The sequence below is a fragment of the Cupriavidus sp. Agwp_2 genome (assembly GCF_040784895.1).
Classification (GTDB): Bacteria; Pseudomonadota; Gammaproteobacteria; order Burkholderiales; family Burkholderiaceae; genus Cupriavidus.
Genome location: NZ_CP088084.1, coordinates 670,992 through 685,105, shown reverse-complemented (window position 1 = coordinate 685,105; position 14,114 = coordinate 670,992). Strand labels below are relative to the sequence as shown.

At 68.8% G+C, this 14,114-nt stretch carries 14 protein-coding genes; 3 read left to right on the top strand and 11 right to left on the bottom strand.

What is annotated here, in order from left to right:
* Nucleotides 1-9: 9 nt before the first annotated feature.
* The 9 genes from LPA45_RS20890 to LPA45_RS20850 all read right to left on the bottom strand — a co-directional run bounded on the left by LPA45_RS20890 (nt 10) and on the right by LPA45_RS20850 (nt 9,214).
* Nucleotides 10-147, bottom strand: coding sequence for a hypothetical protein (locus tag LPA45_RS20890; protein WP_199414678.1), 138 nt, complete (start codon nt 145-147; stop codon nt 10-12).
* Nucleotides 148-266: 119 nt separating this feature from the next.
* On the bottom strand, nt 267-1,109 hold the full coding sequence (fghA, locus tag LPA45_RS20885; protein ID WP_317923869.1) for an S-formylglutathione hydrolase: 843 nt from the start codon (nt 1,107-1,109) through the stop codon (nt 267-269).
* A 10-nt stretch (nt 1,110-1,119) separates the two neighbouring features.
* Nucleotides 1,120-2,226, bottom strand: a complete 1,107-nt coding sequence (locus LPA45_RS20880) for an S-(hydroxymethyl)glutathione dehydrogenase/class III alcohol dehydrogenase (RefSeq protein WP_367395105.1) — start codon at nt 2,224-2,226, stop codon at nt 1,120-1,122.
* 130 nt (nt 2,227-2,356) lie between these two features.
* Nucleotides 2,357-3,721 carry an NTP/NDP exchange transporter gene (locus tag LPA45_RS20875; RefSeq protein WP_317920172.1) on the bottom strand — a complete coding sequence of 455 codons (1,365 nt, stop codon included), beginning with the start codon at nt 3,719-3,721 and terminating at the stop codon, nt 2,357-2,359.
* Between the two features lie 15 nt (nt 3,722-3,736).
* Nucleotides 3,737-4,645 (bottom strand): aldo/keto reductase, encoded by a 909-nt coding sequence (locus LPA45_RS20870; protein ID WP_317920173.1) that lies wholly within the window; start codon nt 4,643-4,645, stop codon nt 3,737-3,739.
* Between the two features lie 154 nt (nt 4,646-4,799).
* A complete protein-coding gene (locus LPA45_RS20865) occupies nt 4,800-6,161 on the bottom strand; it encodes a GntP family permease (protein ID WP_116322184.1) in 1,362 nt (453 codons plus the stop codon).
* A gap of 233 nt (nt 6,162-6,394) precedes the next feature.
* Entirely contained in the window at nt 6,395-6,787 is a 393-nt protein-coding gene (locus LPA45_RS20860) for a RidA family protein (protein ID WP_116322183.1), read from the bottom strand.
* Between the two features lie 64 nt (nt 6,788-6,851).
* Entirely contained in the window at nt 6,852-8,306 is a 1,455-nt protein-coding gene (locus LPA45_RS20855; protein WP_116322182.1) for an amidohydrolase family protein, read from the bottom strand.
* 2 nt (nt 8,307-8,308) lie between these two features.
* Nucleotides 8,309-9,214 (bottom strand): MurR/RpiR family transcriptional regulator, encoded by a 906-nt coding sequence (locus LPA45_RS20850; protein WP_116322181.1) that lies wholly within the window; start codon nt 9,212-9,214, stop codon nt 8,309-8,311.
* Nucleotides 9,215-9,419: 205 nt separating this feature from the next.
* On the opposite strand from LPA45_RS20850, the gene LPA45_RS20845 reads away from it, so the two are divergent.
* Genes LPA45_RS20845 through LPA45_RS20835 form a run of 3 tightly spaced genes read left to right on the top strand, consistent with a single transcriptional unit; the run spans nt 9,420 to nt 12,338 of the window.
* Nucleotides 9,420-10,688: an amino acid deaminase gene (locus tag LPA45_RS20845; protein WP_116322211.1), complete on the top strand. Its 1,269-nt coding sequence runs from the start codon at nt 9,420-9,422 to the stop codon at nt 10,686-10,688.
* A 13-nt stretch (nt 10,689-10,701) separates the two neighbouring features.
* Nucleotides 10,702-11,640: a sugar kinase gene (locus LPA45_RS20840; RefSeq protein WP_317920174.1), complete on the top strand. Its 939-nt coding sequence runs from the start codon at nt 10,702-10,704 to the stop codon at nt 11,638-11,640.
* Nucleotides 11,641-11,693: 53 nt separating this feature from the next.
* Entirely contained in the window at nt 11,694-12,338 is a 645-nt protein-coding gene (locus LPA45_RS20835) for a bifunctional 4-hydroxy-2-oxoglutarate aldolase/2-dehydro-3-deoxy-phosphogluconate aldolase (RefSeq protein WP_116322178.1), read from the top strand.
* 112 nt (nt 12,339-12,450) lie between these two features.
* On the opposite strand, the gene LPA45_RS20830 is transcribed toward LPA45_RS20835, so the two are convergent.
* Together LPA45_RS20830 and LPA45_RS20825 are read right to left on the bottom strand one after the other, a co-directional pair.
* Nucleotides 12,451-12,582 (bottom strand): entericidin A/B family lipoprotein, encoded by a 132-nt coding sequence (locus LPA45_RS20830; protein WP_010814145.1) that lies wholly within the window; start codon nt 12,580-12,582, stop codon nt 12,451-12,453.
* A gap of 140 nt (nt 12,583-12,722) precedes the next feature.
* On the bottom strand, nt 12,723-14,066 hold the full coding sequence (locus tag LPA45_RS20825) for a GGDEF domain-containing protein (RefSeq protein ID WP_317920175.1): 1,344 nt from the start codon (nt 14,064-14,066) through the stop codon (nt 12,723-12,725).
* Nucleotides 14,067-14,114: the final 48 nt, after the last annotated feature.

The following is a 14,114-nucleotide window of genomic DNA, read 5'->3' as shown; positions in this document are numbered from 1 at the left end:
GGCGCAAGCCTAGTCGGTTCGCCGCTGCGGTTTCTGGGGCTCGTCGGCGCGCAGCACCGGGTCGTTGCGCAACAGCCATCGCGCCGCGAACAGCAGCGCTGCCAGGCAGCCGAGGATATAGGCGCCGAGGGAGACGACGTGGTTCATGATGTGACCCCATCTTGTTCCGGCTCTGAGGCCGGTCGAGCTGCCATTATGGGATCGGGCCCGGCACCGGGCATCCCCTGTTTGGGGGCCGGTGTCGGGTTGCGCTGGCGCGCCGAGCGCTAGAGCTGTCCGGCGTGGTGCCGGATATGGTCGGCGATAAAGGTCGTGATGAAGTAATAGCCGTGGTCGTAGCCGCTGTGACGGCGCAGCAGCAGCGGCTGGCCCACGGCCTGGCAGGCGGCCTCGAACGCATCCGGGTGCAACTGGGTCTGCAGGAACTGGTCATCCAGGCCCTGGTCGACCAGGATGCCGGCCGGGAACGGCGCGCCTTGCTGGCGCACCATCAGCTCGGTGGCGTCAAACTGGGCCCAGGCCGAACGCTCGCCGCCGAGATAACCGGTGAAGGCCTTTTCGCCCCACGGGCAGCGCGTCGGCGCGGCGATCGGCGCGAACGCCGACACCGAGCGGAAGCGCTCCGGATGGCGCTGCGCCAGCACCAGCGCGCCGTGGCCGCCCATCGAATGCCCGAAGATCCCCACGCGCGAGGCCTCGCCGGGCAGCGCGGTGGTGACCAGGTCGAACAGTTCTTCGGCGACGTAGCTCTCCATGCGCCAGTGCTTGTTCCAGGGCGCCTCGGTGGCATCGACGTAGAAGCCCGCACCCACGCCGAAGTCCCACGCATCGGCCTCGCCCGCCACGCCCGCGCCGCGCGGGCTGGTGTCGGGCGCCACCAGCATCAGGCCGTGCTCGGCGGCAAAGCGCTGCGCGCCGGCCTTGATCATGAAGGTCTCTTCAGTGCAGGTCAGGCCGGCCAGGTAGAACAGCACCGGCACCTTCGCGCCGCCCTGTGCCTGCGGCGGCAGGAACACCGAGAAGCGCATCGGCAGCCCGATCGCCGCCGAATCATGGCGGTAGAAGCGCTGCACGCCCCCATGACAGCCGTGTTGCGAGATCAGTTCCATGGCGAGCGCCTCAGTACAGCACTACCGAGCGGATCGACTCGCCGCGCTTCATCAGGTCGAAGCCTTCGTTGATGCGCTCCAGCGGCAGCGTGTGCGTGATCAGGTCGTCGATATTGAGCTTGCCTTCCATGTACCAGTCGACGATCTTCGGCACATCGGTGCGGCCGCGCGCGCCGCCGAAGGCCGAGCCTTTCCACTCGCGCCCGGTCACCAGCTGGAACGGACGCGTCGAGATCTCGGCGCCGGCCTCGGCCACGCCGATGATGATCGACTTGCCCCAGCCCTTGTGGCAGCACTCCAGCGCCTGGCGCATGACCTGCGTGTTGCCGATGCATTCGAACGAGTAGTCCGCACCGCCGTCGGTCAGCTGGATGATGTGGTCGACGACGTTCTCGACCTGCTTCGGGTTGATGAAATGCGTCATGCCGAACTTGCGTGCCATGGCTTCGCGCGCCGGGTTCAGGTCCACGCCGATGATCTTGTCGGCGCCAACCATTTTCGCTGCCTGGATCACGTTCAGGCCGATGCCGCCGAGGCCGAACACCACCACGTTGGCGCCGGCTTCCACCTTGGCGGTGAACAGTACCGCGCCCACGCCGGTGGTCACGCCGCAGCCGATGTAGCAGACCTTGTCGAACGGCGCATCGGGGCGGATCTTCGCCAGCGCGATCTCCGGCACCACGATGTGGTTGGCGAAGGTCGAGGTGCCCATGTAGTGGAAAATCGGCTTGCCGTCGATGGAGAAGCGCGAGGTGCCGTCCGGCATCAGGCCCTTGCCCTGCGTGGCGCGGATCGCCTGGCACAGGTTGGTCTTGCGCGACAGGCAGAACTTGCACTGGCGGCATTCTGGCGTGTACAGCGGAATCACGTGGTCGCCGGGCTTGAGCGAGGTCACGCCGGGGCCGACGTCGGTGACGATGCCGGCGCCTTCATGCCCCAGGATCGCCGGGAAAATGCCTTCCGGATCGGCGCCGGACAGCGTGTAGTAGTCGGTATGGCAGATACCGGTGGCCTTCACTTCCACCAGCACTTCCCCGGCGCGCGGGCCGTCCAGGTCCACGTCTTCGATGGTCAGCGGGGCGCCGGCTTTCCAGGCGATGGCGGCTTTGGTCTTCATGGGGTCCTCCGGGGAAAAGATGTACGGATGGGCTCGGTGGCGGGCAAAAGACACCGGCGACGCGGGCCCGAGCGCAAGACTATACGGCCATCCGGTGTCGGCAGGCCAGTGGCAGGCTTGAAAGCAGGGTTTAGCGCAAAGTCGTGGTCGCGCCTTCGGCCTCGGCGTGGAGGTTTGCCTCCCGCGGCGTCAGCTCGGTCTCGTGCCGCCGCCCCAGCCACCATCCCAGCGCCGCCCATGCCAGCGCCAGCGCGGCGCCGGCCAGCGCGACCGTGGCAGGATGGCCGGAGATTGCGTCGATCGCGGTTTTCACCCAGGCGCTGACCGCATCGCCGGCACGATAGACGGCGGTGTCGATCACGTTCTTGGCCTTGTACTTGGTCTCGGGATCGACCACCGTGAACAGCATCTCGCGCCCGGGCCGCAGCAGCGCATATTCGCCCACGCGCCGCAGGATCATGACCCCGGCGAGCACGCCGAAGGTCGGCATCAGCGCCAGCACCACGAAGCCGGCGGCGACCGCCAGCGGCACCGCGGTCAGCAGCAGCGTGACGCCATAGCGCCGCGCCATGCGGCCTGTGAAGAAGAGCTGGACCAGGATGGTCAGGGCCTGCACGGAGGCATCGAGCGCGCTGAAAACCTGGGTCTGCCGGGTGCGCTCGGGGAAGGCTTCGGCCACCAGCCGCGCCTGCTCGAAATACAGGAAGGTGCTGGCCGTGGCGAGCAGGATCACGAACAGCCCGATGCCGAGCAGATAGCGCGAGCGCAGCAGCAAGGCCAGCCCCGCCCACAGGCCGCCGCCGACCGGGTTGGCGGGGTCGCTGGCCGCATCGGCCGGCACTTCATGGCCCGCGCCGGCGCGGCGGCGCCAGCCGAACAGCCAGCCCACGCCTGGCAGCGTCGCCGCCAGCAGCGCGGCGGACAACAGCATCAGCCCGGTCAGCCCGATCTGCGGCACCAGCCAGCCGCCCAGCATCGGCCCGGCCAGCCCGCCCGCGCTGGCCCCGGCGGCCAGCAGCGCGAACAGGCGCCGCGCCTGCTCGGGCCGGAACACATCAGCCATCAGGCTCCATGCCACCGAGACCACGAACAGGTTGAACACCGACAGCCACACGTAGAACACGCGCGCCAGCCAGACATCGTCTGGCCACACACGCGTGGCGAAGGCGAAGGCGAGCAGGTTGGCGATAAAGAACGCGTAGACCCACGGCACGAAGCGCCGCCGCGGCAGCCGCGCGCATACGGCGCCGTATATCGGGATCGCGGCCAGCATGACCACGAAGGTGGCGGTGAACAGCCATTGCAGGTTCTTCACGCCGCCGGCGATGCCCATGGTCTCGCGCACCGGGCGCAGCATGAAATAGCTGGCGAACAGGCAGAAGAAGAACAGGAAGCCCGCCACTACCGCGCCAGACTCGCCGGGGCGGATGCCGAAGCCGCGCCGCAGCCGTGCCAGGCCGCCGCCGGCGGGTGTGTCGCGGCCGGGTTCGTCCATGCGGCCCGCCGCGCCTCAGGCCAGCAACGCGGCGATGCGCTCGCGCTGGCCCGGATCCGGCATGCGCCCCAGCGCGGCGCCGAGGTTGTCGGCCATGTTGCGCGGCTTGGAGGTAGCGGGGATGGCGGCGGTCACGGCGGGGTGGCTGACGATGAATTTCAGGAACAGCTGGCCCCAGGAGCCGCAGTCGATGTCGCCCGCCCACGGCGGCAGCGGCCGGTCCTTGACCGCGCGGAACAGCCGGCCGTCCTGGAACGGACGGTTGACCAGCACCGCCACGCCGCGCTCCTGGCACAGCGGCAGCAGCGTTCGCTCTGCATTGCGCTCGGCCACCGAGTAGTTGACCTGGACGAAATCGATGCGCTCGTTGCGCACGATGCGCTCCAGCGCCTCGTGCGCGTCTTCGCGGTAGTGGGTGATGCCCAGGTAGCGGGTGCGGCCTTGCTCCTTCAGCTCGCGCAGGAAGCGCAGGTTGCCTTGCCAGTCGATCAGGTTGTGCACCTGCAGCAGGTCGACCTTGTCGACGCGCAGGTCAGCCAGCGAGCGCCCCCACTGCGCCTGCGCGGGGGCGCCGGACTGGGCCGAGATCTTGGTTGCAAGGAACACGCGCTGCCGGGCGTTGGCCGCGCGCAGCAGGTCGCCGGTCACTGCCTCGGCGCTGCCATAGCTGGGCGCGGTGTCGATGACCGAGCCTTCGGTGCGCAACAGCATCGCCATGACTTCAGCCAGCGGCTTGCGCTCGGTGGCTTCGCTGCTGACGTTGAAGGTGTCGGCCGTGCCCATGCCCACGACGGGCAGGGCCTCGGTGGTGCCGGGTATGTTGCGGCGCAAAGGCACGGCCACGGTGGCGGCGCCGGCGGGCAGGGCGGCGGTGGCGGTCAGCCCGGCGGCCAGGGCCAGGAACGAGCGGCGGTCGATTGGCATGGAAACGGTTCGAGGCGGGTCACACACTGGTTGACCTTAGGCGCTCGCCGCACCCTTGTAAACCGTTGCTTCAGTGCGCTTTCCGGCACGCCGCGCAGTGCGGGCACCGCCGCGCGCACCCTGCGGACGGGGTGCGCGGTACGTCTTTCGCGCCTCAGACCACCGTGGCCAGCCCCAGCGTCAGCAGCAGCGCCACCACCGAGATGATGGTCTCGCACACCGACCAGGTCTGGAAGGTCTGGGTCACGGTCATGTTGAAGTACTCCTTGACCAGCCAGAAGCCACCGTCGTTCACGTGCGACAGGATCAGCGAGCCGGCGCCGGTCGTCAGCACCAGCAGCTCGGGGCGGGTGCCCGGCACGCTGGCGGCGATCGGTGCGACGATGCCGGCGGCGGTGGTCATGGCGACCGTGGCCGAGCCGGTGGCGATGCGGATCATCACGGCGACCAGCCAGCCCAGCACCAGCACCGACACCTGCGCGCTGGTGGCGACATCGACGATGGCGGTGGAGATCCCCGAGTCGCGCAGGATGCGGCCGAAGCCGCCGCCGGCGCCGACCACCAGCGTGATGATGGCGGTGGGCGCCACGCACTCGTTGGTGAACTTCAGGATGGTCTCGCGATTGAACCCGCGCGCCTTGCCGAAGGTGTAGAAGCTCACCAGCGCGGCGATCAGCAGCGCCATCACCGAGTTGCCGATCAGCTTGAGAAAGTCGTTGGCAAAGGTCTTGGGCGTGGTGAAGACGTCGGCCCAACTGCCGATCAGCATCAGCATCACCGGCAGCAGGATGGTGAACACCGTGATGCCGAAGCTCGGCAATTCGTGCGATTCCTTGACGCGCTCATCCTCTTCGGTGAACTGGTCGGCCAGCGGGTTGACCGCGGGCAGCTTGACATAGCGGTCCATCAGCTTGGCAAACAGCGGGCCGGCGATGGCGGCCGTGGGAATGCCCACGATCAGCGCGTACATGATGGTCTTGCCAATGTCCGCGCCGTACGCGGTCACAGCCAGCAGCGCGGCCGGATGCGGCGGGATCAGGCCGTGCACCACCGACAGGCCGGCCACCATCGGAATGCCGACCACTACCATGGACGTGCCGGTGCGCTTGGCTACGTTGAAGGCGATCGGCACCAGCAGCACGAAGCCGACCTCGAAGAACACCGGCAGGCCGACGATAAAGGCGATGGTCGCCATGGCCCAGTGCACATTCTTCGCGCCGAAGAAGTCGATCAGCGTGTTGGCGATGCGTTCGGCGCCGCCCGACTCGGCCATCATCTTGCCGAGCATCGTGCCCAGGCCCACCACCAGCGCGATATGGCCAAGGGTGCCGCCGACACCGGCTTCGAATGACTTGACGATGTCGCCCATCGGCATGCCCACGGCAAAGCCGAGCAGCACCGAGACGACGACCAGGGTAATGAAGGGGTTGAGCTTGTAGCGCGCGATCAGCACCACCAGGGCGATCACGGCGATCAGCGCATACACCAAGAGCGTGGTTCCGGTGACGGCACCCATATTGTCTCCTTGCGTGGAAAAAAGGCCGCCTGTGGCGGCAGCAGAGGTTCAGGCTTGTTGTTTTCTCCCCTCTCCCACTTGCGGGAGAGGGGTTGGGAGAGAGGGGCGGGCGCGTGGCAAGCACCGTGGCGGCTCACTTCGTGGTGACGCCGGCCCTCTTCCCCGGCCCCTCTCCCGCGCGCGGGAGAGGGGAGCAAACAGTCGGGAAGCAGTCAATCAAGCAGGCAGCAGGCTCAGGCCGCCGGCTTCTTGTAGGCGATGCAGTCGACTTCGACCTTGCAGTCCACCACCATGCTCGATTGCACGCAGGCGCGTGCGGGCGGGTTTGCGCCGAAATATTCCTTGAAGATCTTGTTGAAAGAGGAAAAGTCGCGCGCATCGTCCAGCCAGACGCCGCAGCGGACCACGTGCTCGGGGCCGTAGCCGGCCTCGGCGAGGATCGCCAGCACGTTCTTGATGGCCTGGTGGGTCTGCGGCACGATGCCGCCGTCGATCAGCTCGCCGTTGACCATCGGCACCTGGCCGGAAACGTAGAGCCAGCCGTCGGCCGCCACTGCGCGGGCAAAGGGCATGTGTGCGCCACCCTGGCCGGTGCCGCCTTCCACGCCGAATCGTTTGATGTCCATGGGTACTCCTGGAATTTGTTGCCTGGGAAAAATCGAAAGAATCGAAGAAAAAAGGGGGAGCGAATCAGTCCGCGCCGCGCGCCAGGAAACGTCCGGCACGGATCCCGGTCGACTGGCGCTGCTGCCATGACAGCTCGCCGTTCACCCAGACCGCGGCAATGCCTTCGGCCGGCTGCATCGGGTCGGTGAAGCTGGCGGCGTCGCGGATGGTGGCGGCGTCGAACAGCACCAGGTCGGCCCAGTAGCCTTCGCGCACAAAACCGCGGCCATGCAGGCCGAAGCGCTCGGCCGACAGGCCGGTCATCTTGTTCACGGCGACGGTGAGCGGGAACAGCTCGCGGTCGCGCGCATAGTGGCCCAGCACGCGCGGGAACGCGCCCCACAGCCGCGGATGCGGCAGCGGGTCGTTGGGCAGCCCATCCGAGCCGACTACCGTGGCGGGGTGGCTCAGGATGCGGTCGACGTCGGCATCTTCCATGCAGTGGTAGACGGCGCCGGCGGGCATCAGCCTGCGCGCGGCCTCGTGCAGGTCGACTTGCCATTCGGTGGCGATATCGGCCAGCAGCCGGCCGCCCATCTCGGGCGCGCCTTCGGACCACGTCACCATGATGTCGAAGTCGCTGGTGACCTGCTTCAGGTCCAGCGTCGACGAGCTGGCGGTATAGGGATAGCAGTCGCAGCCGACCGGCTGCCAGCGCTGGGCGCCGTCGAGCGCGTCGAGCACTTCGGTGCTGCGGCCCCAGTTGTCCACGCCGGCGCACTTCAGGTGCGAGATCACCACCGGCACGCGTGCATGGCGGCCGATGCGGAAGGCTTCGTCCATGGCGTCGAGGATCTCGGCGAACTCGCTGCGCAGGTGAGTGGCGTAGAGCGCGCCGGCATGGGCCAGCGGCTCGGCCAGCGCGAGCACTTCCTCGGTCGGCGCGTTGAAGGCATTGGCGTAGGCCAGTCCGGTGGACAGGCCCAGCGCGCCGTGCTGCAGCGATTCTTCCAGCTGCGCGCGCATGGCCGCGATTTCCGCGGGCGTGGCGGCGCGGTCGAGCCGGTCCATATGGTTGCTGCGCAGCGCAGTATGGCCAACCAGCGCGGCAACGTTGATCGCGGGCTGGGCGGCATCGACGGCGTCGACGTAGGCCTTGAAACTGGGGTAGCGGAACGCGTCGGCATGGCCGAGCAGGTTCATCGGGTCGGGCGGATCGCCCGAGAGCGTCACCGGCGCGGCGCTGATGCCGCAGTTGCCGACAATCACGGTGGTCACGCCCTGCGACAGCTTGGGCGTCATCTCGGGCTGGCGCACGACGTTGGTATCGTCGTGCGTATGCACGTCGATAAAGCCCGGCGCCAGCACCAGGCCGTGGCCTTCGACCACGTGCGCGGCGGCATCGGGATCGATCGCGCCGCCTTCATCGATGCGGGCAATGCGGCCGTCGCGCAGCGCCACGTCGGCCAGGCGCGCTGCGGCGCCGGAGCCGTCGATCAGCGTGACGAGGCGGATCAGGGTATCGAACAGGTGTGGCATGGTCAGTCTCCCAGCGGCTGGCGGCTGTCCGGGCCCAGGCTTGGACCGGCTTCGCCCCGGTGGCTGTCCAGCACGTACTTGAGCCGGCGCAGCCGCTCCTTGCTCAGGTCCGGCTGCAGCAACGCGCACTGGGTGGCCAGCACGTCCAGCACCATCAGCATCGCGTAGCGCGACGCCGACGGCTTGAAAATGAAATCCGTCTCCAGCGTGCGCACCGGCAGCAGCACGTCGGCGCGCGCGGCCAGCGGCGAGCCCAGCGCGGTCACCGCGACCAGCTTCGCGCCGTATTCGCGTGCGATCTCGCAGCTGGCCAGCATCTCCGGCACGCGGCCGCTGGCCGAGAATGCCAGCACCACGTCGTCGCGGCTCAGCGTGGCCGCCACCATCTTCTGCAGCAGCCCGTCCTGGTAGCTCGCCACCGGCTGGCCCAGCCGCGCGAGGCGGTGGCGCGCCTCGTCGGCCATGAATGACGAGCCGCCGCCCATGCCAAAAGCGTAGACCATGCGTGCGCCCAGCAACAGGCGCGCGGCGTCTTCGATCCGCTGCGCGTCCAGCAGGCCGCGGTTGACTTCAAGCGCGGTCAGGATGTCGGCATGGATGCTGTCGGCCAGCGTCGCCGGGGCTTCGGCGGCTGCATCGGCGCCGCCAGGTTGCAGGAATCGCGCGCCCACGGCGGTGGCCTGCGCCAGGCGCAGCTTCAGGTCGCGCACGTCGCGGCAGCCGATGGCCTTGGCAAAGCGGGTCACGCTGGCCTCGCTGACGCCGGCCTTGCGCGCCAGCTCGTTGATGCTCGCCGCGGCGGCGCCGGCCAGGTCTTCCAGCACCACCTGCGCGACCTTCTGCTCGGCCAGGCGCAGCGCGGGGCCGCGCTCGGCGATGCGGGTCAGGATGTCGAAGGGCGCGGTCATGGTCGGTAGCTGGGCGGGGGGCGGAGGCAAAGTGGCGCAGGCGGCAGATGCTGCCGGCAGGGGCTATAACAGTGACTGGCGCGGCCTTGCGCGTCGTCGCCGTAGCCGTGGCTGCCATCTGCGTGTTACTTTATAACAAGGATGAAATATCTTATTTTCAGGGCTATCATTACGTCAATCAGATTTTTTCAGGGTGATGACAAGCATGCGTGAAATAAAGTATCAGGCCGGCGTGATCGATCCGCTCAACAAGGCGCTGGGACGCCTGGAAGCCCCGCTGGCACCAGACGCCGCCCGCACCGGCTGGAGCCTGCTGCAGGAAGAGCTGAGCCTGCCGGCCGCGGTGCTTTATGAAGACCGGCTTGCGCATAACCTGGAATGGATGCGCCGCTTCATGGGCGAGTACGGCGTGCAGCTTGCGCCGCATGGCAAGACCACCATGGCGCCCAAGCTGTTCGCGCGCCAGCTCGGCGCCGGCGCGTGGGGCATCACGCTGGCGACCGCGCACCAGACCGCCGCGGCGCATGCGCACGGCGTCAAACGCGTGCTGATGGCCAACCAGCTGGTGGGCCGCCGCAACATGGAAATCATTGCGGACCTGCTGCGCGACGATCCTGGCTTCGAGTTCTTCGCGCTGGTCGATTCCGCCGCGCTGGTCGACCAGCTCGGCAAGTTTTTCCAGGAGCGCGAACAGACGCTGCAGGTGCTGCTCGAACTGGGCGTGGCCGGCGGCCGCACCGGCGTGCGCGACGACGCGCAACAACAGGCCGTGCTCGACGCGCTGGCGCGCTGGCCGCAGGCGCTGTCGCTGGCGGGCGTGGAGATCTATGAAGGCGTGCTGAAAGAAGAGGCCGATATCCGCAGCTTCCTGCAGCGTACCGTGGCGGTGACGCGGCAACTGGCGCAGCAGGGCCGCTTCGGCCGCAGCCCGGTGGTGATGTCGGGCGCCGGCTCGGCCTGGTATGACGTGGTGGCCGAGGAATTCGCGCGCACCGACATCGGCACGCCGATCGACATCGTGCTGCGCCCCGGCTGCTACCTGACCCATGATGTGGGCATCTACCGGGCCGCGCAGCAGCGCATCCTGGCCAGCAACCCGGTCGCGCAGAAAATGCGCGAGGGATTGCTGCCGGCGCTGCAGCTATGGGCCTACGTGCAGTCGATTCCGGAGCCGGACCGCGTCATCATCGGCATGGGCAAGCGCGACGCCGCCTTCGACGCAGGCATGCCGATCCCCGCGCGGCTGTACCGCCCGGGCAGCGAGGCGCCGGTCGACGTGCCCGCGCACTGGGAGGTGACCGGCATGATGGACCAGCACGCCTACCTGCAGGTCAAGCCGGGCGACGACATCCAGGTCGGCGACATGGTCGCCTTCGATATCTCGCACCCGTGCCTGACCTTCGACAAGTGGCGCCATATCCCGGTGCTGGATCGCGACCTGCGCGTGATCGACATCGTGCAAACCTTCTTCTGAGGCGGGCCGCCCCATGAGCATCGATATCCTGGCCTACGGCGAGCCGCTGGTCGAATTCAACCAGCAGCCCGACGATCCCGACCGCTACCTGCAGGGCTTTGGCGGCGATACCTCCAACTTCTGCATCGCCGCGGCCCGGCAGGGCGCGAGCACCGGCTATATCAGCGCGGTCGGCGCCGATACCTTCGGCGAGCGCCTGCGCGCGCTGTGGACGCACGAGCGGGTCGATACGCGCCACGTGCACGTGGACCCGTCCGCGCCCACCGGCGTCTATTTTGTCTCGCACGACAACCACGGCCACCGCTTCGACTACCTGCGCGAAGGGTCCGCCGCCAGCCGCTACCAGCATGAGCAGCTGCCGCTGGGCGCGATCGCCGCGGCGGGCTACCTGCACCTGTCGGGCATCAGCCTGGCCATCAGCACCAGCGCCTGCGATGCGGGCCTGGCGGCGATGGAACATGCGGGCAAGGCCGGCACCAAGGTCACGCTCGACACCAACCTGCGCCTGCGGCTGTGGTCGCTGGCGCGCGCGCGCGGCATCATGCGCGAAGCGTTCACGCTGACCGACGTGTGCCTGCCCAGCTGGGACGACATCACCGTGCTGACCGGGCTGGACGACCGCGATGCCATCGCCGATTACCTGCTCGGCTGCGGCATCGGCCTGGTGGCGCTGAAGCTGGGCGAGGAGGGCGCTTACGTGGCCACGCCCGAAGCGCGCACGCTGGTGGCGCCATATCCGGTCAAGCCGGTCGATGCCACGGGTGCCGGCGATTGCTTCGGCGGCAGCTTCGTCGCGCGCCTGGCGGCGGGCGCCGACCCGTTCGAGGCCGCGCGCTACGCCAACGTGGCGGCGGCGCTGTCCACCACCGGCTATGGCGCGGTGGCGCCGATCCCCGATGCGCAGACCGTCATGGCCCGGCTGGCCGAGTCGGTCTCGGTGATCGGCGGCTGAGCCGTCTGCATTCCCTGACTTTGCCTTCCTGAACCCTTCACCCCGAGACAGACATGCAAAACCAGACTTCCCCGCTGCTCCCCCTGCTGGCCGACGTGCCGGTGATCCCGGTGCTGGAATTCCACTCGGTCGACGAGGCCTTGCACGTGAGCGAGGCGCTGGTCACCGGCGGCCTGCCGCTGCTGGAGATCACGCTGCGCACGCCCGTGGCGATGGACGCCATCAAGGCCGTGGCGGCCGCGCTGCCGCAAGCGTGCGTGGGCGCGGGCACGGTGCTGACGGTCGAGCAGCTGCATGCCGTGCGCGATGCCGGCGCGCAGTTCGCCGTGTCGCCGGGCCTGACCCCGGCGCTGGCGGAGGGCGCGCAGGGCGCGGGGATCTCGCTGTTGCCGGGCGTGGCCACGGCCAGCGAGGCGATGCTGGCGCTGGAAGCCGGCTTTACCTTCCTGAAGTTCTTCCCGGCGCAGGCGGCCGGCGGAGTGCCGATGCTCAAGTCGCTGGGCGGACCGCTGCCGCAGTTGCGCTTCTGCCCGACCGGCGGCATCGATGCCGCGCTGGCGCCGACCTACCTGGCACTGCCTAACGTGGTGTGCGTGGGCGGGTCGTGGGTGGTGCCCAAGGACGCGGTGGCTGGAAAGGACTGGGGCCGCATCCGCTCGCTGGCCGAGCAGGCGCGGGCGCTGCGCAGCAAGGGCTGAGCGCGCGGGCTGGGCGCCCTGGCGCAAGTCAATGCAAAACGGCACGCAGGGCGTGCCGTTTTTTCCTGCCGATGCGGCCACGCCGCATCGTTGCGCGGTTTGGCGATCCGGCTTACTTGTGCCGGTCCGCCGAGCTTTCCAGCTTCTGGCCGCCGCGCTGAATGTCTTGTCCGAGTCCTGCCATCGTGTTGCAGCCAGCCAACAGGGTGGCAAACAGAACGCACCAGATCCAACCTTTCTTCACGCCGGGCTCCTTTCCATTCGGTTGAGGGTTTGACGCAGATTTTACCGTCGCTGTCAGCGCGGTTGATATCTGGTATGTGCCAATTTGTAAATCGTGCAATCGGTGCAACAGTTGCCGGTGGCCGGGCCGGCTGGATTTGTTCAGCCAGCCGGCGTCAGCAGATCGCGGGCGCGCTGCTGGATTGCGCCATGTGTCTGCATCAGCCATGCCGCCGGGAACGGCTGCGCCAGCAGGTAGCCTTGCACGCTGTGGCAGCCCCAGGCGCGCACCGCTTCCAGTTGCTGCCGGGTTTCCACGCCCTTGGCGCAAACCGCCGCGCCGGCACGGCGCGCCATGACGCAGGCGTCGCGCAGGCGCTCGGCCGGCCCCGGGTTGCCCCCGCGCGTGGCGGTGTGGCCCAGCCGGCGTACGTCAAGCGTGACGCTGTCGGGCCGCAGTGCCTCCAGGGCGAGCCGGTTGCCGAGGCTGTCGTCAAAGTCGCCCAGTGCCAGTTGCACCCCCAGCCGGCGCAAGCCGGCAAAGCGCCCGAGGATGCCGGCATCCTGGGGCACCGCGCTGGCAGGCAGCTCGATGGACAGCCGCTCCGGGGCAATGGCGCCGGCATCGAGGGCGCGCGCCAGGGCATCGACCATCTCCGGGCGGTGCAGCTGCGCACTGGACGCCAGCAGCGTAAATTGCAGCGGTGCGAGGGCCTCTGTACTACGTACCAGCGGCAGGACGCCGTCGAGCAGCCAGGCGCCGATACGCCCGACCAGCCCGAGCGCTTCAACCGCCGGCAGGAAGTCCTGCGGCGCCACCCGGCCGAGCACGGGGCTGTGCCAGCGCAGGCGCACGGTATAGCCGCTGACACGGGCGCCATCAAAGTGGGCGCGCGGTTGCAGCTGCAGGCTCAGTTCGCCGCGCTCCAGCGCCTCGGGCAGGGCCGCCAGCAGCGGGGCGGAGGGCGGGGCGGCGGGCTTGTCGGCGCGCGCAAGGCCAGCGCCGCCCTGGCGAACGACGCGCAGCATGGCATCGAAGGCCTGCTGCACCCTGCGCTCGGCGGGGATATCAGGGTGGTCGGTGGCGACACCGATGCTGCAGGAGATAAACAGCTCGAAGCCGTCCAGCAGGAACGGGCGGGACAGGTCGCCGGCAATGCGCTCGGCAACTGGCCCGGCATCGGCGCAGCCGGCCGGCAACGCCGTGACCACGCCCAGGTCGGACACAGCCACCCAGTGCATGACCGCTCCGGGCGGCAGCAGCGCGGCAATGCGGGCCTGCACCAGCGCCTGCAGGCGGGCGGCGCGGTGCGGGCCAAGGGTCTCGCATGCGCTGGCAAAGCGGTCGAGCCGGATCGCCAGCACGGCGGCCAGCGGCGCGCCATCGGCGCGTCGCGCGGCCAGCGCGGACAGCAGTCCGGCCGGGCGCGCCGGGACCATCGCATCGGGCGGCGCCTGCTCGTCCCCCGCTGGCGTCCCGCCGAGATCGTCGGCATCTGGATGCATGAATCGTATTGCGGGCGTCGCCGTGCTGGCAGCGCTGTCCCGCCTCTC